The organism is Aeromonas sp. QDB68 (assembly GCF_027707405.1).
Taxonomy (GTDB): Bacteria; Pseudomonadota; Gammaproteobacteria; order Enterobacterales; family Aeromonadaceae; genus Aeromonas; species Aeromonas caviae.
In genome coordinates this window covers 1-20,637 of the sequence record NZ_JAPCIQ010000055.1, presented here as the reverse complement: position 1 = coordinate 20,637, position 20,637 = coordinate 1, and the positions used below count along the sequence as shown (strand labels likewise).

16 protein-coding genes are annotated in these 20,637 nt (G+C 63.0%); 11 read left to right on the top strand and 5 right to left on the bottom strand.

Features of this window, described 5'->3' with window-relative positions:
• Window positions 1-16: 16 nt before the first annotated feature.
• From PG892_RS14995 to PG892_RS14975, 5 genes are all read left to right on the top strand, one after another.
• Window positions 17-802, top strand: coding sequence for a TatD family hydrolase (locus tag PG892_RS14995; protein ID WP_200163971.1), 786 nt, complete (start codon window positions 17-19; stop codon window positions 800-802).
• A 3-nt stretch (window positions 803-805) separates the two neighbouring features.
• The gene (gene hemB / locus PG892_RS14990) at window positions 806-1,825 is read left to right on the top strand and encodes a porphobilinogen synthase (protein WP_039041081.1); all 1,020 of its coding nucleotides are present in this window, start codon (window positions 806-808) and stop codon (window positions 1,823-1,825) included.
• A gap of 221 nt (window positions 1,826-2,046) precedes the next feature.
• Window positions 2,047-4,089, top strand: a complete 2,043-nt coding sequence (gene prlC / locus PG892_RS14985; protein ID WP_043155404.1) for an oligopeptidase A — start codon at window positions 2,047-2,049, stop codon at window positions 4,087-4,089.
• Between the two features lie 234 nt (window positions 4,090-4,323).
• Complete coding sequence (locus PG892_RS14980; protein ID WP_210555815.1) at window positions 4,324-6,882, top strand: putative bifunctional diguanylate cyclase/phosphodiesterase; 2,559 nt, start codon at window positions 4,324-4,326, stop codon at window positions 6,880-6,882.
• Between the two features lie 51 nt (window positions 6,883-6,933).
• A complete protein-coding gene (locus PG892_RS14975) occupies window positions 6,934-7,695 on the top strand; it encodes a class I SAM-dependent methyltransferase (RefSeq protein ID WP_246878003.1) in 762 nt (253 codons plus the stop codon).
• An 80-nt stretch (window positions 7,696-7,775) separates the two neighbouring features.
• Here PG892_RS14975 and PG892_RS14970 read toward each other — a convergent pair whose 3' ends face one another.
• From PG892_RS14970 to rhlB, 4 genes are all read right to left on the bottom strand, one after another.
• Window positions 7,776-8,018 carry a Rho-binding antiterminator gene (locus PG892_RS14970; protein WP_104455033.1) on the bottom strand — a complete coding sequence of 81 codons (243 nt, stop codon included), beginning with the start codon at window positions 8,016-8,018 and terminating at the stop codon, window positions 7,776-7,778.
• 30 nt (window positions 8,019-8,048) lie between these two features.
• Window positions 8,049-9,032, bottom strand: coding sequence for a DUF4382 domain-containing protein (locus PG892_RS14965; protein WP_104455034.1), 984 nt, complete (start codon window positions 9,030-9,032; stop codon window positions 8,049-8,051).
• A gap of 201 nt (window positions 9,033-9,233) precedes the next feature.
• Window positions 9,234-10,724 carry a guanosine-5'-triphosphate,3'-diphosphate diphosphatase gene (gene gppA / locus PG892_RS14960; RefSeq protein WP_104455035.1) on the bottom strand — a complete coding sequence of 497 codons (1,491 nt, stop codon included), beginning with the start codon at window positions 10,722-10,724 and terminating at the stop codon, window positions 9,234-9,236.
• Window positions 10,725-10,737: 13 nt separating this feature from the next.
• Window positions 10,738-12,027, bottom strand: a complete 1,290-nt coding sequence (gene rhlB, locus PG892_RS14955) for an ATP-dependent RNA helicase RhlB (protein ID WP_202041444.1) — start codon at window positions 12,025-12,027, stop codon at window positions 10,738-10,740.
• A gap of 113 nt (window positions 12,028-12,140) precedes the next feature.
• Here rhlB and trxA point away from each other — a divergent pair, with 113 nt between their 5' ends.
• The 5 genes from trxA (at window position 12,141) to fre (ending at window position 17,411) form a co-directional block, all read left to right on the top strand.
• Window positions 12,141-12,467, top strand: coding sequence for a thioredoxin TrxA (gene trxA, locus PG892_RS14950; protein ID WP_010672369.1), 327 nt, complete (start codon window positions 12,141-12,143; stop codon window positions 12,465-12,467).
• Between the two features lie 207 nt (window positions 12,468-12,674).
• A complete protein-coding gene (gene rho / locus PG892_RS14945) occupies window positions 12,675-13,940 on the top strand; it encodes a transcription termination factor Rho (RefSeq protein ID WP_010672370.1) in 1,266 nt (421 codons plus the stop codon).
• A 106-nt stretch (window positions 13,941-14,046) separates the two neighbouring features.
• A complete protein-coding gene (locus PG892_RS14940; protein WP_010672371.1) occupies window positions 14,047-15,054 on the top strand; it encodes a hypothetical protein in 1,008 nt (335 codons plus the stop codon).
• Between the two features lie 33 nt (window positions 15,055-15,087).
• Window positions 15,088-16,557, top strand: a complete 1,470-nt coding sequence (gene ubiD, locus PG892_RS14935) for a 4-hydroxy-3-polyprenylbenzoate decarboxylase (RefSeq protein ID WP_010672372.1) — start codon at window positions 15,088-15,090, stop codon at window positions 16,555-16,557.
• Window positions 16,558-16,712: 155 nt separating this feature from the next.
• Window positions 16,713-17,411, top strand: coding sequence for an NAD(P)H-flavin reductase (gene fre, locus PG892_RS14930; RefSeq protein ID WP_010672373.1), 699 nt, complete (start codon window positions 16,713-16,715; stop codon window positions 17,409-17,411).
• Between the two features lie 139 nt (window positions 17,412-17,550).
• On the opposite strand, the gene ubiK is transcribed toward fre, so the two are convergent.
• Complete coding sequence (gene ubiK, locus PG892_RS14925) at window positions 17,551-17,808, bottom strand: ubiquinone biosynthesis accessory factor UbiK (protein ID WP_010672374.1); 258 nt, start codon at window positions 17,806-17,808, stop codon at window positions 17,551-17,553.
• A 301-nt stretch (window positions 17,809-18,109) separates the two neighbouring features.
• Between ubiK and PG892_RS14920 the strand changes: the two genes are divergently transcribed.
• Window positions 18,110-20,527, top strand: coding sequence for a VolA/Pla-1 family phospholipase (locus PG892_RS14920; RefSeq protein WP_210555816.1), 2,418 nt, complete (start codon window positions 18,110-18,112; stop codon window positions 20,525-20,527).
• The last annotated feature ends 110 nt before the right edge of the window (window positions 20,528-20,637 follow it).

The window sequence follows — 20,637 nt, the reverse complement described above, 5'->3', positions numbered from 1 at the left end:
CGGAACCCCTGACTCCATGATCGACATCGGTTTGAACCTGACCAGCAGCCAGTTCGCAGGCGAACAAGCCGACCTGGTGGAACGCGCGCGCGCCGCCGGGGTGGAAGCCCTGATCCTGACCGGCACGGATCTGGCCGGCAGCCAGGCCAGTGCCGAGCTGGCCACCCAGTGGCCGGGCTACTGCTTCTCCACCGCCGGGGTGCACCCCCACGATGCCAAAAGCGTCGATGAGGCGACCCTGCCCGCCTTGCGGGAACTGGCGGCCCTGCCCCAGGTGGTGGCCATCGGCGAGTGCGGTCTCGACTACAACCGGGACTTCTCCCCCCGTCCGGTGCAGGACGCGGTGTTTGACGCCCAGCTGGCGCTCGCCGCCGAGCTCGGTATGCCGGTGTTTCTCCACTGCCGCGATGCCCATGACAAATTCGTCGAGATCCTGCGCCCCTGGTTGCCCCGCCTGCCGGGGGCCGTGTTGCACTGCTTCACCGGCTCCGACGCCGAGCTGGACGAGTGCCTGGCGCTGGGGCTGCATATCGGGGTGACCGGCTGGCTCTGTGACGAGCGCCGTGGCCAGCTGCTGCGCGAGCAGGTGGCCCGCATTCCGGCGGGTCGCCTGATGATAGAGACGGACGCCCCCTACCTGGTGCCGCGGGATCTGAAACCCAGGCCCAAACGCAACGAACCCGCTTTTTTGCCGCACATCGCCCAGGTGGTGGCGGCCTGCCGTGGTGAAGCGCCCGAGGCCTTGCTGGCCCATACCCGGGCCACCTCCGCCGCATTCTTCCAACTTCCGCTTTTGGAGTGATTCATGGCCACAACTCTTCCGGGGGCCTTCCCGGGCCGTCGCCTGCGCCGGGTGCGCAAACATGACTTCAGCCGCCGCCTGGTGCGAGAGAACGTACTGACCGTCGACGATCTCATCTATCCCGTGTTCGTGCTGGAGGGGGAGGGTCAGCGAGAGGCCGTTGCCTCCATGCCGGGGGTGGACAGGCTCTCCATCGATCTGCTGCTCGAAGAGGCCGCCGAACTGGTGGCCCTGGGTGTGCCGGCGGTGGCCCTGTTCCCGGTGACGCCGCTGGAGAGAAAGAGTCTGATGGCGGAAGAGGCTTACAACCCGGATGCCCTGGCCCAGCGGGCGACCCGTGCCCTCAAGGCTCGCTTCCCGGAGCTCGGGGTCATCACCGATGTGGCGCTCGACCCCTTCACCACCCATGGCCAGGACGGCATCATCGATGACGAAGGCTATGTGCAGAACGACATCACCACCGAGATCCTGGTGAAGCAGGCGCTCTCCCATGCCGCCGCCGGGGCCGACATGGTGGCACCGTCCGACATGATGGACGGCCGCATCGGTGCCATCCGCGCGGCGCTGGAGGAGAATGGCTTCGTCAACGTGCAGATCATGGCCTACTCCGCCAAGTACGCCTCCCACTACTACGGCCCGTTCCGCGATGCGGTGGGCTCCGCCGCCAACCTCGGCAAGAGCAACAAGGCCACCTACCAGATGGACCCGGCCAACGGCAACGAAGCCCTGCACGAGGTGGCCCTCGACATCGCCGAAGGGGCGGACAGCGTGATGGTCAAGCCGGGCATGCCCTACCTGGACATCATCCGCCGGGTGAAGGATCAGTTCGGCGTGCCGACCTTCGCCTATCAGGTGAGCGGCGAGTACGCCATGCACATGGCGGCGATCCAGAATGGCTGGCTCAAGGAGAAAGAGTGCGTGATGGAATCCCTGCTCTGCTTCAAGCGGGCCGGGGCCGATGGCATCCTCACCTACTTCGCCAAGCGGGTCGCCCAGTGGTTGAAAGAGGACGCCCGACGCTGAGGCGGGGAGTGTCCATGCCCTCACAATGCCGGCCCTCGGGCCGGCATTGTCGTCTCTGGCAGATGAAGTGCTGGTTTTATGAACAAAATGCCTGAAAAAGTGGGCAACAAGCCCGTCTCTTGGCGGCAAAGGCTTGATAAATGGGGTTTCTGCCTACATCTTAGATGGTCCAAGCAGGCTTCTGGACGGCAGGGGCTGCAGAGCATTTAGAGGTACCGCAGATGACTAACCCTTTGCTGACAATGGACTCGCTGCCTCCCTTCAGCCAGATCCAGCCCGATCAGGTGCAACCTGCCGTGACGCAGGCCATCGCCGATTGCAAACAGAAGATTGAGGATGTGCTGGCCCAGAAGGAGCCTCACACCTGGGACAGCCTGATCGCCCCGCTGGAAGAGGTCAACGACCGCCTCTCCCGGATCTGGTCCCCCATCAGCCACCTCAACGCCGTGCAGAACAGCGAGGCGCTGCGGGCGGCTCACGATGCCTGCCTGCCGCTGCTTTCCGAATTCCAGACCTATGTCGGTCAGCATGAAGGGCTCTATCAAGCCTATCTGGCCCTCTCCGAGAGCGATGACTTCCCCCGGCTGGATGATGCCCAGCGCAAGGAGATCCTGAACACCCTGCGCGATTTCCGCCTCTCCGGCATCGGTCTGCCTGCCGAGGCGCAGCAGCGTTACGGCGAGATCCAGGCCCGCCTCTCGGAGCTCGCCTCCCGTTTCAGCAACAACGTGCTGGACGCGACCCAGGGCTGGCACAAGCTGGTGACCGACGAGGCCGAGCTGGCTGGTCTGCCCGCGAGCGCCCAGGCTGCCGCGCGCCAGATGGCCGAACTCAAGGGCAAGGAGGGGTGGCTGTTCACCCTGGACATCCCCTCCTACCTGCCGGTGATGATGTATGCCGACAGCCGCGCCCTGCGTGCCGAGCTGTATGAGGCCTTCACCACCCGCGCCTCCGACCAGGGCCCCAACGCTGGCAAGTGGGACAACTCCGCCATCATGACCGAGTTGCTCACCCTGCGCCGGGAGCTGGCCCGACTGCTGGGCTTTGCCAACTATGCCGAGCTCTCCCTCGCGACCAAGATGGCGGACAAGCCGGAGCAGGTGGTGGAGTTCCTCACCGACCTGGCTGCCAAGTCCCTGCCCCAAGGCAAGGCGGAGCTGGAGGAGATCCGCGCCTTTGCCGCCGAGCAGCACGGTCAGGACGAACTGGCGGCCTGGGATCTTGCCTATTACGCAGAAAAGCTCAAACAGCACAAGTTTTCGGTCTCTGATGAGCAGTTGCGTCCTTATTTCCCCGCCGGCCGGGTCGTGAAGGGGCTGTTCGAGGTGGTCAAGCGGGTGTTCGGCATGAAGGTACGCGAGCGTCTCGGCATCGACACCTGGCACCCGGATGTGCGCTTCTACGACATCTTTGACGCCGATGACGAGCTGCGCGGCAGCTTCTACCTGGATCTCTATGCCCGCGAGCACAAGCAGGGCGGCGCCTGGATGGATGTCTGCCTGGGTCGCCGCTACCGTCAGGACGGCTCCCTGCAAAAGCCGGTGGCCTACCTGACCTGCAACTTCAACGGCCCGGTGGACGGCAAGCCGGCCCTGTTTACCCACAACGAAGTGGTCACCCTGTTCCACGAGTTCGGCCACGGCATTCACCACATGCTGACCCGCATCGATGTGGCTGGCGTGGCTGGCATCAACGGCGTGGCCTGGGATGCGGTGGAGCTGCCGAGCCAGTTCCTCGAGAACTGGTGCTGGGAATCCGAGGCGCTGGCCTTCATCTCCGGCCATTACGAGACCGGGGAGCCGCTGCCCGCCGATCTGCTGGAGAAGATGCTGACCGCCCGCAACTTCCAGGCGGCGATGCAGATGCTGCGCCAGCTGGAGTTCGCCCTGTTCGACTTCCGTCTGCACCAGACCTTTGACCCGACCAGAGCGGATCAGATCCCTGCGCTGCTGGATGAGGTGCGCAGCCAGGTCGCCGTGATGACGCCTCCGGCGTTCAACCGCTTCCAGCACAGCTTCTCCCACATCTTCGCGGGCGGCTACGCGGCGGGCTACTACAGCTACAAGTGGGCCGAGGTACTCTCTGCCGACGCCTTCTCCCGCTTCGAGGAGGAGGGGATCTTCAACCCGGCCACGGGCCACTCCTTCCTGAAGAACATTCTGGAAAAGGGCGGCTCCAGGGAGCCGATGGAGCTGTTCCGTGCCTTCCGTGGCCGGGAGCCCCAGGTGGATGCGCTGCTGCGTCACAGCGGTATCGCCGCGTGAGGTCCCGCCGCCACAGTGAGCCTCGATTGGATGAGCTGCCGCGCCACTGCGGGAGCTTCAAGCAGGTACACATTTGCGGCATAGTGGGATCGAAACGTGATTTTTGATAGAAAAAGGGACCTTTTGGTCCCTTTTTCCAAGCCTTTTTAATATCTTGCGGAGTGCATGTTTGCACTGTCCCCGCCTCTTCAGTAGAGTCGGGTTCTACCTTCCAGGGAGAGAAAGAACCTTGCCATGAGGCGAGCACTCGAGTCTGTCTATCAAATCATCTCCAGCCTGTCTCATTCGAGTGGTCAGGGATATTTTGATGCCTTTGTGAGTGAAATCGCCAACGCGGTGGGGGCTGACTTCGTCCTGGTGTCCGGCAAGGATCAGGCGGGTCTGTTCTTTACCGTGCATGCCGCCTATCCCGCCTCCCTCGACATCAACTCCTACAGCTTCCCCCTCGCCGACACTCCGGGGGAGATCGCCATGCAACAGGGTGAAGCCTGGTTCAGTGATCGCACCCGCCAGCTGTTCCCCCACGCCGCCGTGCTGGAGCGCTGCGAGGTGAGAGCCTATGCCGGCGTCGCGCTCAAGAACGCCGAGGGAGAGACCATCGGCCTGTGCAGCGTCATGTTCAAGCGGGCCATGCCGAGAATGGAGAAGATAGTGGGCCTGCTGCGTCTGCTGGCCCCGCTCGCCGGTCGTGAACTGGCGCTGATGTATCAGCAGCGCCAGAGCCAGGAGCAGCCGGCGCAACCGGAACATCACCACTTCCTGGACACCATGATGTCCCATGCGCCCGTGGGCATCGGCAAGGTGGATCTGGGCGGCAAGATCCTCTGGGCGAACCCGGCCATCGAGAAGATGCTCGGCTACAGCCAGGAGGAGCTGCAACAGCTCACCGTCGCCGAAATCAACCATCCGGACGACTGGCAGACCAGCATTGCGCTCTACGACGCCCTCAAGCGGGGGGAGCGTCCCGCGTTTACCCAGGAGAAGCGTTATCTCCATCGGGATGGGACCGTCCTGTGGGGACGGGTGACGGTGACCCTGATCCGCAACGAGCAGATGCACCCCGACTATCTCATGGTGGTGCTGGAGAACATCGATCCCATCAGGCGCCATGCGGAGCAGCTCAAGCTCTCCCACCGGGTCTATGACAACCTCTCCGAAGCCATTCTGGTGTGCGATGCCGACAGTCGCATCATCTCGGTCAATCCGGCCTTCGAGAAGATCACCGGTTACAGCGAGGAGGAGGCGTGTGGCCAGCGGCCCAGCATGCTCAAGTCCGGACTGCACGATCAGACCTTCTATGCGGACATGTACCATGCCCTGGAGCGGGTGGGGATCTGGCGTGGGGAGGTGTGGAACAAGCGCAAGAACGGCAAGCTCTATCCCCAGCAGCTGATGATCAGCGCCGTGCGGGAAGGGGGCAAGATCAGTCAGTACATCGCCATCTTCAGCGATCTTTCCCAGACCAAGCTGGCGGAGCAGAAGATCGCCGCCCAGGCCAACTACGACAACCTCACCGGCCTGCCCAACCGCTGGCTGTTCGGTCGCTGTCTGGCCCGCTTCTGCGAGCGGGGGGAGCGCTTCGCCCTCATGGTGCTCGACCTCAACAACTTCAAGGCGGTCAACAACAGCATGGATCACCATGTGGGCGACGCCCTGCTGCGGGAAGTATCGGATCGGCTGGTGAGCCGGGTGCGCACCGAGGACCTAGTGGCCCGCATCGGCGGCGACGAGTTTGCCTTCCTGGTGCCCGGCATCGTCAACCGCCGTCAGGCCGAGGTGTTTGCCAAGCAGGTGATCGGCGGTTTTGCCCGTCCCTTCATGCTGGCCAACCAGCACCTCTATGTGACCGCCACCCTGGGGATCACCCTCTGTCCCAATGACGGCGGCGACAGCGACGAGCTCTTGCGCAATGCCGAGCAGGCCCTGTTCGTCGCCAAGCGCCAGGGACGCCCCCTCGGCACCTACAACGCCTCCATGCGGGAAGAGGTGAGCCAGCGCCACCAGATGCAGCACGATCTGGCGGAGGCCATCAAGCTGGGCCAGCTGACCATGGCCTACCAGCCCATCTGGGACAACCGCAGCGGCCGGGTCGCCAAGCTGGAGGCCCTGGTGCGCTGGTATCACCCCCACTGGGGTCAGGTCTCACCGGCGGATTTCATCCCGCTGGCGGAAGAGGCGGGGCTCATCCAGGGGCTGGGTGCCCTGGTGCTGTGGCAGTCTTGCCGGGATCTGGCCAGATTGCAGCAGTCCGGCTTCCCGGATCTGCAGATGTCCATCAACCGCTCCACCCTGGAGTTCCAGACCATAGACCCGGAGGCCAACGAGTGGCTCAGGGTGATCCGTCACTTCAACCTGGACCCGGCGGACATCATCATCGAAATCACCGAGTCCCTGCTGATGGAGACCAGCGATCAGCACAGGGTGCGGATCGATGCCCTGCGCGAGGCGGGCTGCAAGCTGGCCATCGACGACTTCGGCACCGGCTACTCGGCCCTCAACTACCTGCGCACCTTCCCGGTGGATCTGGTGAAGATCGACCGCTCCTTCGTGCGCCACATCCCCTTCAACGAGCAGGACAGGCTGCTGCTCGACGGCATCATCAACATAGTGCACAACCTCGGCATGCAGGTGGTGATCGAAGGGGTGGAGACCCGGGAGCAGCTGAACTTCCTCTGCCTGAAGGGCTGTGCCTTCACCCAGGGCTACCTGCTCAGCCGTCCGCTGCCCTATGACGATCTGGTGGAGTACCTGGGCCTCAACCGTCAGGGGATGAACCTGACCACGGTGAGCTGATCTCCCGCTTCTGCTATCATGCCGGCTCCTGCGCCGTGATGAGTCCGTGTTATGCCCCATATTCAGGTTTTCAGTGAAGTCCCCGCCCGCGATGGCGAGCTCGACGCCCTGCGGCTGCGGCTGGCCGGGGTGGAGTTTCCGGCCCCCTTCGCGCTGGTGCTGACCGAGGCACGGCTGGAGCTGCGCAAGCTGGACGAGCCCAAGCTGGGGGCCGTCTATGTGGACTTCATCGAAGGGGCGGTGGCCCATCGCCGCAAGTTCGGCGGTGGTCGCGGCCAGTCCATCGCCAAGGCGGTGGGGCTGAAGTCGGGGGCCATGCCGACCGTGGTGGACGCCACCGCCGGGCTCGGCCGTGACGCCTTCGTGCTCGCCTCCCTCGGCTGCAGGGTGACCCTGATCGAGCGCAGCCCCGTGGTGGCGGCCCTGCTGCAGGACGGCCTGGCGCGGGCGGGCCAGGATCCCGAGATAGGCCCCTGGGTGCGCGAGCGGATGCAGCTGCTGCACGGGCCGGCGGTGGAGACCCTGCTGGCGCTGACCGAACGGCCCGAGGTCATCTACCTGGATCCCATGTTCCCCCACAAGCAGAAGTCGGCGCTGGTGAAAAAAGAGATGCGGGTGTTCCAGTCCCTGGTGGGGGCCGATCTGGACGCCGACGCCTTGCTGCCGGCGGCGCTCAGGATGGCGGAGAAACGGGTGGTGGTGAAGCGGCCGGACTACGCGGGCTGGCTCAACGAGCAGAAGCCGAGCATGGCCATCGAGACCAAGAGCAACCGCTTCGACGTCTATGTGATGGCGGCGCTGGCGGCAGGCTGAATCGAGCGCGCTTGAGTCAAGGTGTCAGATAGCAAGAGGGCCCGCAGCGCGGGCCCTCTTTCGTTGTTCGCACTCGGCGGCTAGAAGCGGATCCGCTTCTCTTCCCCCTGCCAGAGCAGCTCCAGACTCGCCAGATCCGCCAGGCTGAGGCGCTCGCCGCCTTGCAATAGCAGGTACTCGACGCCTTCTCTGGCCTCGATGGTGCGGATCCTGTCTGCCCACAGGCGGCCGTCCCGACCGGTGAGGGTGACCGGCAGCTGCCAGCGGGCGGCGATCTCGAGCCAGTCGTAGAGGTCGCAACTGATGGGTTGATACCCTGTCATGGTGCTTCTCCTACCTCGGCCCCAGGCCCGTCACTGGAAATTGATGCTGGTGGTCGGGGCCGTCACCGGCTGCGCCTTCAGCACCTGCTCCAGCTGCAGCGGGTCGTTGGCCAGCTCGGGATCATCCTCGTCGCCGTTGCAGACCAGCACCATGTCGTAGCTGCCGAGGTTGACGAAGCCCAGCTCGTAGCCGTAACCACCACCCGTCAGGGGAACGACGGGGGCGCTGGCGTAGAAGCCGTTGTCGAGGTCGGCCATGTCGGGATAGGCGTCATCTCCCACAGGGCGCAGTTCGTCGTAGAAGTAGACGAAGGCCTTGTCGGTGAGCTGGCCGCCGCAAAGCCCTGCCGCCACCGTGCCCCTGACGGTGGCGACCTCGGTGTTGTTCACCAGTCGCACCCCTCTGGGCTTGAGCTTGTAATGCTCCTCGTGGCCCGGCAGCACCATGGAGTGGCGCAGGTCGAACTCTGTGGTGAAGGCGCTGAGGCCGTTGGCGGCTATGGTGAAGGCATCCAGCTTGAGCTCGTTGCTCGGCACCTCCAGCGGCTTGATCACGCTGTCATCCTGCAGGACGTAGGAGTAGGGTGTGCCATCCGGGAATTGATTGCCTGCATCCCGGCCATCCAGGATCCGCAGCCGCATCTGGCTGTAGTCGCCGGGGACCACGCTCTGGCTGGCCAGCAGGGGGCGGCTGCTGGAGCCCGGGTATTTCAGCAGATCGATATAGGTGAACAGGGGGTGGCCTGAGGCGTCCAGAGGGATGATCTCTCCCGTCGGCGTGCAGCCATCGTCCTGGGCCGATGTCAGGAAGCTGGCGGTGGTCCAGGCCAGCTCGCTCCCCGAGACGGGGTGGATGCTGATGTTGGAGACGGCGATGCAGACCTTGCTGACCGAATCCACCGGGGCATCGGAGAAGGCCAGGGACATCTCGGCATTCTGCTGGCTGTTGTCGTCACTGCCGCCACCGCAGGCGGTCAGCAGGGCAGTCAGGGCTATCAGGGGTAAATGTTTCATGGTTTCCGTTCCTGTGAGAGAGACAACTCAACTCTAGCCGAGCCGCTGGCACAGGCTAGATGGCAGGGGGAGCGGAGAACCGGAATTGGGTTGAAAGTACAATAAAATCAACGGTAAGGCGTTGAATGGCGCCAATGATGGCTGCGAAAGGGATTGTCGGAACGGGCGGGAAAAGAAGCGAAGCGGGCGCAGGGCGCCCGTTCAGGCTTCCAGCAGGCGGGTGGACCAGCCCATCTTCTGCTGGCGCTCCACTTCCAGGCGCAGCTCGCTGGCCCGCAGGTAGTGCTCGTCCAGCCAGCCCCTGGGCAGGGTCAGGGTCAGGGCATCCTCATCGGCCTGCAGCATGAACTGGGGCACTGTACCCTGGGTGCGGCGCATGCAGAGGATCAGGGAGATGCGCAGGATGCGGGCCAGCCGGATCGCCTGGCGAGCCGTCACGGCTCCCTGTTTCTCCAGCGGCTCCAGCTTGAAGTCGTCCCGCTGGTTGAGCAGCAGGGCCGACAGCAGCTTCTTCTGGGCCGGGGTGAAGCCCGGCATGTCGATGTTGTCGATGATGTAAGCGGCGTGTTGCGGCGCCTTCTTGTACTCGATGCACAGACCAATTTCGTGCAGCAGGGCCGCATAGCGCAGGATCGGGCGACCGTAGCGCTTGGAGAGGCGCCAGGCCGGCTGCAGCTGGGTGAAGGCCTGGATGGCGGTGTCGCGCACCCGCTCGGCGTGCTCCTTGTCCAGCTGGTAGCGGCTGATCAGGCTGTCGGCGGTGCGATCCCGGGCATCACAGTCGTGATTGTTGCCGAGCAGGCCGTAGATGAGTCCTTCACGCAGGGCACCGCCCGCCAGGGTCATGCTCTCGATGTCGAGGGTCTCGAAGATGGCGATCAGGATGGCGAGACCGGAGGGGAACACGGTCAGCCGTTCGGCCGCCAGCCCTTCGAGCTGCAACTGATCGACTCTGCCGCAGGCGATGGCCTGACCCATCAGCTCTTGCAACTTGGGCAGGGTGACCCGCTCGCTCTTGCCCTGGGCCAGCATGATCTCCTGCAGCGCCTGGACGGTGCCGGAGGCGCCGACGCAGGTGCGCCAGCCGAGGACACGGTAGTCCGCAGCCACTTTCTCCAGTACCGCCTTGGCGGCGGCAATGGCCTGGTTGAAGCGCGTCTCGGAGAGCTCGCCATCACCGAAGTGGTTGTTGAGCCAGGTGACGCAGCCCATGTGCAGGCTGTTGAGCAGCTTGGCTTCGCTCTGCTCGCCGATCACCAGCTCGGTGCTGGCGCCGCCGATGTCGATTACCAGCCGGTTGCCTTCCCCTGCCGACGTCCAGGAGACACCTTCATAGATGGTCTTGGCTTCTTCCTCGCCCGAGATGATCTCGATGCTGTGGTTGAGCACCCGTTCCGCTTCGCTGATGAATTCGTCGACGTTGGTGGCCAGGCGCAGGGTGGCGGTGCCCACTACCCGGATATTGTCGGACGGGATGTCCTGCAACTGCTCGGAGAAGAGGCGCAGACAATCCCAGCCCCGCTCCATGGCGGCACGGTTGAGGCGAAAATCGGCATCGAGGCCGGCGGCGAGGCGTACCTTGCGTTTGACCTTGGTGACGGTGCGCAGGGCACCGGCGACCTCGCGCACCACCAGCATGTGAAAGCTGTTGGAGCCGAGGTCGATGGCGGCATAGAGAGGCGAGTTGTGCAACTTGGCCGATCCCTCAGTTCTTGCGGGGGGGACGACGACGGTTGTTGCTGTTGCCACCGCCCTGGCGATCCCGCATGTTGCGGTTCACCGGCTGGCGGTTGCGGAACACCCGTTTTGGTGCGGTGACGTCATCCAGCAGCGCCTCGCGGTCATACTTGCTGACCGGGATGGGGTGGTGGATGTACTCCTCGATGGCCGGCAGGTTGAAGGCATAGTCTTCACAGGCCAGGCTGATGGAGTGACCGCTTTTGCCGGCGCGGCCGGTACGACCGATGCGGTGGACATAGTCTTCGGCATCGTCGGGCAGGTCGTAGTTGAAGACGTGAGTCACGTCGGGGATGTGCAGACCACGGGCGGCCACGTCGGTGGCGACCAGGATATCCAGGGTGCCCTTGGTGAACTCTTCCAGGATCTTCATCCGCTTCTTCTGCGGCACGTCGCCGGTCAGCAGGCCGACGCGGTGGCCGTCGTTCTCCAGCCACGCATGAACGTCTTCACAGACGTGCTTGGTGTTGGCGAAGACGATGGCTTTCTCGGGCCACTCCTCTTCCATCAGGGAGAGCAGCAGCAACATCTTGTCTTCGTTGGAGGGGTAGAAGAGCTCCTCCTTGATCCGCACGCCGGTCATCTGTTCCGGTTCGACCTGCACATGTTTCGGGTGGTTCATGTGTTCATAGGCTAGCTCCTGCACCCGCAGGGAGAGGGTGGCGGAGAACAGCATGCTCAGACGCTCGGTGGCGGGGGGCATGCGGCGGAACAGGAAACGGATGTCCTTGATGAAGCCCAGATCGAACATGCGATCCGCTTCGTCCAGTACCACGACCTGGATGTTGCCGAGATCGATGACCTTGGACTTGAAGTAGTCGATGATGCGGCCGGTGGTGCCGATCAGGATGTCGACGCCCTGTTCCAGCACGGCCAGCTGCTTGTCGTAGCCTTCGCCACCATAGGCGAGACCGAGCTTGAGCCCGGTGGAGGCTGATATGCTCTCTGCATCGTTATAGATCTGGACGGCCAGCTCCCGGGTCGGGGCCATGATGATGGCGCGGGGCTGGTTGATGAGGCGCGGCCTGGTCAGCGGATGGGTCAGCAAATAGTTGAATGTCGCCGCCAGGAAAGCCAGGGTTTTGCCGGTCCCCGTCTGAGCCTGACCGGCGAGGTCATGACCTTCAACCAGCAGGGGCAGGGACAGTGCCTGGATGGGCGTACAATAGTGAAATCCCTTTGATTCCAGACCAGCCAGAACTTCGGGTTCGAGGCCCATTTGGGCGAATTTTTCGGTCGTTAGATGTGTTTTGCTCATGGCGGTAGGTTATCAGGTTAGGCTTGCAATAATAAACAGGATCATTTCAAATAGGGCAACTATTGCCTTTGTTGAACCATCAATAAAGCCTTAATTACTGACTGGAGTTGGAGATGAGTGACAAGATTGTTCAGCTGAGCGATGCCAGCTTCGAGGCCGATGTAATCAACGCCGACAGCCCTGTTCTGGTCGATTTCTGGGCCGAATGGTGTGGACCGTGCAAGATGATTGCCCCGATCCTGAACGAAGTTGCTCAGGAATATGAAGGTCGCGTGACCGTGGCGAAATTGAACATCGATCATAACGCCGACACTCCGCCCAAGTACGGCATTCGTGGTATCCCGACCCTGCTGCTGTTCAAGAATGGTGAAGTGGCAGCGACCAAGGTCGGCGCCCTGTCCAAGACCCAACTGAAAGAGTTCCTGGACGGCAACCTGTAATAATCAAGAAGGAGCGCATTGCAATAATGCGCTCCTTGTGTTTTATCACCTAGACGCTCACCCTGATTGGTGCTAGTTTATCGCTCGTTTGCTAACCTTTTTGCCTGACTCTTTGCTTAACTACCAGCCTGGCAAGTCAAATCCGATCAGCATCAATCCAGCAGACTGTCTCCTCATTTCAATCCTTGCTTACAGACTTTCACCACTATGAATCTGACTGAACTTAAGAACACTCCTGTGTCCGAGCTGGTCCAGCTTGGCGAATCCATGGGGTTGGAAAATCTGGCTCGGGCGCACAAGAAAGACATTATCTTTGCAATCCTCAAGGCGCACGCCAAGGGCGGCGAGGATATCTTTGGCGACGGTGTGCTGGAAATCCTGACCGACGGTTTCGGTTTCCTGCGCAGTGCAGACGGCTCTTATCTCGCTGGTCCGGATGACATCTATGTCTCCCCGAGCCAGATCCGCCGCTTCAACCTGCGTACCGGCGATACCATTTCCGGCAAGATCCGGCCGCCGAAAGAGGGCGAGCGCTATTTCGCCCTGCTCAAGGTCAACGACGTCAACTACGACCGTCCGGAAAACTCCCGCAACAAGATCCTGTTTGAAAACCTCACTCCCCTGCACGCCAACGAGCGTCTGCGCATGGAGCGTGGCAACGGTTCCACCGAAGACATCACCGCCCGTGTGCTGGATCTGGCATCCCCGATCGGCAAGGGCCAGCGCGGTCTCATCGTTGCACCGCCCAAGGCCGGTAAGACCATGCTGCTGCAGAACATCGCCCAGAGCATCGCCTACAACCACCCGGATTGTGAGCTGATCGTGCTGCTGATTGACGAGCGTCCGGAAGAAGTGACCGAGATGCAGCGGATGGTGAAGGGCGAAGTCATCGCCTCCACCTTCGACGAGCCGGCCTCCCGTCACGTCCAGGTCGCCGAAATGGTGATCGAGAAGGCCAAGCGTCTGGTCGAGCACAAGAAGGACGTGGTGATCCTGCTGGACTCCATCACCCGTCTGGCCCGCGCCTACAACACCGTCATCCCGTCTTCCGGCAAGGTGCTGACCGGTGGTGTGGACGCCAACGCCCTGCACCGTCCGAAGCGTTTCTTCGGTGCGGCGCGCAACGTCGAAGAGGGCGGCAGCCTGACCATCATCGCCACCGCGCTGATCGATACCGGCTCCAAGATGGATGAAGTCATCTACGAAGAGTTCAAGGGTACCGGCAATATGGAACTGCACCTCTCGCGCAAGATTGCCGAGAAGCGCGTCTACCCGGCCATCGACATCACCCGCTCCGGCACCCGCAAGGAAGAGCTGCTGACCGCACCGGACGAGCTGCAGAAGATGTGGATCCTGCGCAAGATCATTCACCCCATGGGCGAGATCGACAGCATCGAGTTCCTCATCGACAAGCTGGCTGCGACCAAGACCAACGACGAGTTCTTCGACTCCATGAAGCGTCAACAGAAGTAACAGCCTCTTCCATGACAAAACCGCGGCCTAGGTCGCGGTTTTTGTTTATCTATTTCACGGCTGGCTTAGTAGTATGAAGCCTCGATGTCACAAGGAAAGGGACGTCATGAAGCTGGTGTTGTTTATATGGATGGGTTGGTTGTGGCTGGCGGCCCCGGTGCATGCCGATTCCCCGCCGCAATTGCAGGCTCCCCTGGTGGCGGACGAGGGACTGGAGGGGCATCGGGCGTACCTGGACGGCCGCATGGCGCTCGGGCAGTTTGATGCCATGGACTCGTTGCTCGAGACCCTGTCGGTGGGGCAGCGGGAGTTCCTGTTGTTCCAGTTGCTGGGTGAGCTCAAGTCATCGGGCGCACCGAGCCCGGCGCTGCTGGCCTGGGTGCGGGCACAAGCGGCCAAGGCGCCACAATGGCTGGTGGAAGGGAAGGTGGACGGTTTCCTGGTGCAGCTACCCGCCTACGACTTCCCCGCCGAGGCCCGGCTGGTGCTGAGCCACTGGCAGCAGCTGGCCTGGCAGGACAACTATCGCCAGTTGCTGGAGCAGGATCGCTTCGACTTCAAGCAGGTCTACTACAGCCGCAATCCCGAGCTGGCACAGCAGCAGCAGGCCCTGCTGGCGGTGCTCGATCGGCAGCCGGTATCCGTGCTGCGTCGGGAGGCGCAGCGGCTTGCCGCCCTCAATCTCTTCCTGCCGGACAACCAGTTGCTGCTGCACTTCATCGAACAGACCGGGGAGACGGCACTCTACCTCAAGCTGTGGCGTCAGCCAGTGGATCACGATAGCCTGACTGCTCTGCACACCATTTCCCGCTTTTATTCAGGTCAGGAGGCGAGCGATCTGCTGATCGCCGCCAGCCAGAACAGCCGCCTGATGGTCCCCGCCCTGCACCAGCTCAGCCGCCTCTCCCCCTTGCCGGACGGGGCCCAGCAGTTCCTCCTGGCCGAACTCGGCAAGCACCAGTATGGCGGGCTGGTGGCCGGCCTGTTGCTGCAGATGGACGAGCCCAGGCTCCTGGGTCAATTGGCAAACCGGCTGACGCTTCAGGAGCGGCGACACGCCTCGTCCGTCATGAGGTCCGATACGGGTACACCGGATACGCCGCCAGGGTTATAATGCGGGACCACCTGATCCCGCTGGGGTACTTGCATGAAATACAAGGACTTGCGTGATTTTATCGCGCAGTTGGAACAAAACGGACAGCTCAGGCGCATCAGTCGCGAGATAGACCCCTATCTGGAGATGACCGAGATCAGCGACCGTACCCTGCGTGCGGGGGGCCCGGCTCTGCTGTTTGAGAATCCCAAGGGCTACACCATGCCGGTGTTGACCAACCTGTTCGGCACGCCGGACCGGGTTGCCATGGGCATGGGCCAGCCCAACGTCAGCGCCCTGCGCCAGGTGGGGACCTGGCTCTCCTACCTGAAAGAGCCGGAGCCGCCTCGCGGGCTCAAGGAGCTGATGGAGAAGCTGCCCATCTTCAAGCAGGTGCTCAACATGCCGACCAAGCGGCTCTCTTCGGCCCCCTGTCAGCAGGTGGTGCTGGAAGGGGACGCGGTGGATCTGGATCAGATCCCCATCCAGCACTGCTGGCCCGGGGATGTGGCGCCCCTGGTCACCTGGGGGCTGACCATCACCCGCGGTCCCTACAAGAAGCGGCAGAATCTCGGCATCTATCGCCAGCAAAAGATCGGCAAGAACAAGCTGATCATGCGCTGGCTGGATCACCGGGGCGGCGCCATCGATTTTCGCGAGTGGCAGGAGGCCCACCCGGGCGAACGCTTCCCGGTGGCGGTGGCGCTGGGCGCCGATCCGGCGACCATCCTGGGCGCGGTGACGCCGGTGCCGGACAGCCTCTCCGAATACGCCTTTGCCGGTCTGCTGCGGGGCAGCCGTACCGAGGTGGTGAAGGCGCTGAGCTGCGATCTGGAAGTGCCCGCCAGCGCCGAGATCGTGCTGGAAGGCTATCTGGAGCCGGGGGAGATGGCCCCCGAAGGGCCTTACGGCGATCACACCGGCTACTACAACGAAGTGGACGAGTTCCCGGTCTTCACCATCACCCACATGACCATGCGCCGGGATGCCATCTACCACAGCACCTACACCGGCCGTCCGCCCGATGAGCCGGCGGTGCTCGGGGTGGCGCTCAACGAGGTGTTCGTGCCGCTGTTGCAGAAGCAGTTTCCCGAGATAGTGGATTTCTACCTGCCGCCGGAGGGGTGCTCCTACCGGATGGCGGTGGTGACCATCAAGAAGCGTTACCCTGGCCACGCCAAGCGGGTGATGCTGGGAGTCTGGTCCTTCCTGCGCCAGTTCATGTACACCAAGTTCGTGATCGTCTGCGATGACGACATCAACGCCCGCGACTGGAAGGACGTGATCTGGGCCATCACCACCCGGATGGACCCGGCTCGGGACACCACCCTGATCGAGCACACCCCCATCGACTACCTGGACTTCGCCTCGCCGGTCTCCGGGCTCGGCTCCAAGATGGGGCTGGATGCCACCAACAAGTGGCCTGGGGAGAGCAACCGGGAGTGGGGTCAGCCCATCGTCCAGGACGAGGCGGTAAAGCAGAAGATCGATGCCATCTGGGACGAGCTGAAGATCCTCGACTGAGGGATCTCCGATGCGGCGCGGCCATTGTGACGCAAAAGTGCGGTATTGCCGTGCCGAATTGGGTATGCTCGACGGACCTGACCACCAACTGGTCGCCATAAAAACAGTGAAACCATGAGCGAAGCGGGCCGGGCAGGCCCCTCACAAGGACAAGAATGCAACGTATCAAGTGCCGCGTAGAGGAACTGCGCGAATATGTCGACACCATCTGGCACGTGGCGCTGGCGCCGCAGCAGGAGGTGAGCTTCAAGCCGGGCCAGTATCTGCTGGTGGTGATGAGCGATTCGGACAAGCGCCCCTTCTCCATCGCCAACTCGCCGACCCGCTCCGGCGTGCTGGAGCTGCAGATCGGTGCCACTCCCGAGAATGCCTATGCCGGTCAGGTGCTGGCCCGCATGCGCGAGCAGGGAGAGATCGAGGTCGAGTTGGCCGCCGGCAAGGCGTTCCTGCGCGACGAATCCCCCCGACCGCTGATCCTGATGGCGGGAGGCACCGGCTTCTCCTATGCCCGCGCCATCCTGGAATACCTGATCGGCAGCGGCAGCAAGCGTCCGGTGTTCCTCTACTGGGGCGTACGCCAGGCGCACTGGCTCTACGAGCTGGAGCAGATGCAGCAGTGGGAGCGCGACTACGCGCCGCTGACCTTCATTCCCGTGGTGCAGGAGCCCGAGAGCGACTGGACCGGCAGGACCGGGCTGGTGCACAAGGCCATCATGGATGACTTCGTCAGCCTGCATGACTACGACATCTATGTGGCGGGCCGCTTCGAGATGGCCGGTGCCGCGCGGGAAGAGTTCAAGGTGCTGGGCGCCGAGCCCGAGCGCATCTTCGGCGATGCCTACGAGTTTATCTGACCACGGCCAACCGCAGAGCGTCGATCTGCCCCCTTATCGTCTTGCGAGAGAAGGGGGGATGAGAAACTCGTTGTCCCCATAAAAACGACAAACCCCAGCCTGGCTGGGGTTTGTGCTATCTACGGCGGGTCACGCCGGATCATTCGCCCTTGGCAGCGAGCTGCTGCTCGAGCTGGGCCAGCTTGGCCTCGAGGGCGGTCAGCTTCTCCCGGGTGCGCAGCAGCACCTTGGTCTGCACGTCGAACTCCTCGCGGCTCACCAGATCCAGCTTGTTGAGCTGAGCCTGCAAGACCTGACGGGTCTTTTTCTCCACCTCTTCACCCATGCTGCGAATGCCGGGGGGCAGGGCGTTGTGTATCTGTTTGGCGATCTCTTCCAGTTTTTTCGGGTCGATCATGGGGGTCTCCTTAAGCAATGGCGCCATTCTACCGACAAATCGTCCCCTTTGCCGAGATCGGGGCGGCTTTTTGCGCCATGGATCCCATCGGGCTCTGGTCGGGTCTGGTTGATGTACCCTGGCTGCTACCCTGTGACACCGGGAATCAATTCCAATTCCTTGATGGTGTACACAAAAAAATCAGATCAGATGACTGACCAGAGGCTTATTAATTGTTGCGTTGCTGTTAATATGATTCGGTCGGGTTTGAACCCTACCCCGTCAGGCTCATCATGGATAACAACATAAAAGAGATAAGGATATGAAGAAAAAGCTAATTTACGCGGCCGTCGTCAGTGCGCTGCTGAGCGGTTGTGGTGGCAGTGACGACAACACAGGCGATACCTCAAGCTATCTCGATTATCTGCTGAGCGGCTCCAATGCAGTCCGACCCAGCGCCCTGGCAGCCCGTGCGACCGACGGTACCCTGAAATTCTCCACGGAAACGGCGGATCTCTCCAACCCGGTGTCCGCCCTCTCCACCTTGGATGGCTGGTCGACTACCCAGGCGATCCAGATAGTGCCGGTGACGGCCTCCGGCATCCAGGTCAAGGCGCCGGCCGCTGCTGAATTCGCAGCCTCCGTGGCCCCCCTCTACCTGATGGAGCTGGAGTTTGACAGTGCGGCCCTGCGTCCGAGCGGCGTGAAAAAGGTGCTGACCTACGGGGTGGACTTCGTGGTGGCCGAGACGACCGGCAAGCTGAATCTGGTGCCGCTCAAGCCGCTCAACCCCTCTTCCTACTACATGATAGTGGCGACCGATACCCTCAAAGACAGCACGGGTGCCCCCCTGCGACCGGGTAGCGACTACAGCAACTACAAGACCAGCACCGGCAGCAACGCCCAGGAGCAGACCATCAGCGGCCTGATTGCGCTGCAGGAAGGGCTGTTCAAGGCTGCCACCGGCATCACTAGCGACCACGTGATCTTCTCCGACTGGTTCGGTACCCAGTCCGGCGCCGACGTGCTGGTGGCGGTGAAAGGGGCGGCCGCATCCGTGCTCAAGAGCCCGACCCTGGACGCTGCCGCCCTGTGGAAGCAGGACGCCCTGGGCAATACCAGCCTGCCTGGCACCTATACCCTGTCGGTGAGCGGCGGCAGCCCCTTCCTGACCCAGCTGGACGCCGAGAACTTCCTGCCCCAGGAGCAGAAGGATGCGATTGCCGCCGCTTTTGGTGACGGCACTCCACTCCACAATCTGGCCTTGGGCACCACCGTCTACAGCGGCACCGTCAAGCTGCCCTACTTCCTCTCCTCCCCGACCACCGCCGGCTCCTGGGACAAGGCGAAGACCCAGTCCTGGCACGGTGCCATCCCCAGCCTCTACGCCATCGCGAACGCCCTGAAGGCCCAGGATGCCGAAGTGATCGGCGGCCTGGTGGGGGCGGGTGTGGATCCGGCCCTGCTGGGCGAACTCATCGCCGATCCGAGCCGTCAGGCCGAGCTGCTGGCGGAGGCGAGCAAGTTGATCGGGGTGACCCTCACCTCCGGCGGCAAGGCGCTGGATCCCGAGATGAATATCGGGCGCTTCAACCCGCTGCCGGCACTGGAAGAGGTGCAGTCCGTCCCGATGCGGATCTTCGCCGCCGCACCGCTGGCGAACATCACCGACGTGATCATCTATCAGCACGGCGTCACCTCCGTGAAGGAGAACGCCTACGCCCTGGCCCTTGGCCAGATTGGTGCCGGTGCCCGGGCGAGCAAGAACGTGGCCGTGGTGGTGATCGATCATCCGTTGCACGGTGAACGCGGCTTCGCCCTGACCGGCAGCATGGACTCGGTGACCACCTCCGACAACCCGACCCCCTACCTGAACCTGAGCTACCTGACCGTGGCCCGCGACAACCTGAAACAGAGCGTGGCGGATCTGCTGGGCCTGCGTCTGGCAGTGGGGCTGGCCAATGCCAAGGGCGCCATCGGCACCGCAGGCAGCCTCAAGGTACACTTCCTGGGTCACTCTCTGGGTGCCATCGCGGGGGCCAACCTGCTGGCGGTGGCCAACCAGTCTGTTGGCAACCCGACGGCAGACGCCCTGTTCAAGTTCGACACTGGCGGCCTGGCCATGCCGGGTGGCGGCATAGCGCCGCTGTTGCTGAACTCGCCGACCTTCGGCCCGACCATCCAGATGAGCGTGCTGACCGCTGGCAGTGCGGCCCTGAAGGCAGCCTTCACCGCCTATGCCCCGAACTGCAAGACGGCGGTGCCGACCTGCTTCGTCAACGAGTTCCTGCCGAGCCAGGATGCGGCCACCCAGGCCACGGCGGCCAGCACCCTGCAGAGCTACAGCTTCGCGGCGCAGTCGGTGCTGGATTCGGCAGACCCCATCAACCTGGGGAGCGGTATCGCGGCGGACTTCCCGCTGTTTGCCACCGAAATCGTCGGCGACGGCGCCCTGAGCCTGTCGGATCGGGTGATCCCGAACAGCATCGCCACCGCCCCCCTAGGTGGCACCGAGCCGCTGTTCAAGGTCCTGGCCCTGCAACCGCTGACCGCCACCGGCGCCGCCAACCACAGAGCGGCCCGCTTCGTGGCCGGGGGGCACAGCTCGCTGCTGGCACCTGACGAGAACTTCGATCCGACCGGCGCCGTCACCACCGAGATGCAGACCCAGTTCGGCAGCTTCTTCGCAAGCGGCGGTACCGCGGTCAAGGTGACCGACGGCAGCCTGCTCAAGCAGTAAGCCGGCCGACCAATAAAAACGCCGCCCCTTGGGGCAATGCTGATCAGTTAAGGATCCATTGACCGATCCTTCTGCTGTAGGACAATCCGGAACCAATCACTGGTTCCGGA

Coding starts and splice junctions, on each gene's coding strand:
- PG892_RS14965 (WP_104455034.1), bottom strand. CDS start 9,032: ATGAAACATTTACCCCTGATAGCCCTGACTGCCCTGCTGACCGCCTGC.
- PG892_RS14995 (WP_200163971.1), top strand. CDS start 17: ATGATCGACATCGGTTTGAACCTGACCAGCAGCCAGTTCGCAGGCGAA.
- PG892_RS14920 (WP_210555816.1), top strand. CDS start 18,110: ATGAAGAAAAAGCTAATTTACGCGGCCGTCGTCAGTGCGCTGCTGAGC.
- PG892_RS14940 (WP_010672371.1), top strand. CDS start 14,047: ATGAAGCTGGTGTTGTTTATATGGATGGGTTGGTTGTGGCTGGCGGCC.
- ubiK (WP_010672374.1), bottom strand. CDS start 17,808: ATGATCGACCCGAAAAAACTGGAAGAGATCGCCAAACAGATACACAAC.
- prlC (WP_043155404.1), top strand. CDS start 2,047: ATGACTAACCCTTTGCTGACAATGGACTCGCTGCCTCCCTTCAGCCAG.
- PG892_RS14980 (WP_210555815.1), top strand. CDS start 4,324: ATGAGGCGAGCACTCGAGTCTGTCTATCAAATCATCTCCAGCCTGTCT.
- PG892_RS14975 (WP_246878003.1), top strand. CDS start 6,934: ATGCCCCATATTCAGGTTTTCAGTGAAGTCCCCGCCCGCGATGGCGAG.
- PG892_RS14970 (WP_104455033.1), bottom strand. CDS start 8,018: ATGACAGGGTATCAACCCATCAGTTGCGACCTCTACGACTGGCTCGAG.
- fre (WP_010672373.1), top strand. CDS start 16,713: ATGCAACGTATCAAGTGCCGCGTAGAGGAACTGCGCGAATATGTCGAC.
- hemB (WP_039041081.1), top strand. CDS start 806: ATGGCCACAACTCTTCCGGGGGCCTTCCCGGGCCGTCGCCTGCGCCGG.
- ubiD (WP_010672372.1), top strand. CDS start 15,088: ATGAAATACAAGGACTTGCGTGATTTTATCGCGCAGTTGGAACAAAAC.
- rhlB (WP_202041444.1), bottom strand. CDS start 12,027: ATGAGCAAAACACATCTAACGACCGAAAAATTCGCCCAAATGGGCCTC.
- trxA (WP_010672369.1), top strand. CDS start 12,141: ATGAGTGACAAGATTGTTCAGCTGAGCGATGCCAGCTTCGAGGCCGAT.
- rho (WP_010672370.1), top strand. CDS start 12,675: ATGAATCTGACTGAACTTAAGAACACTCCTGTGTCCGAGCTGGTCCAG.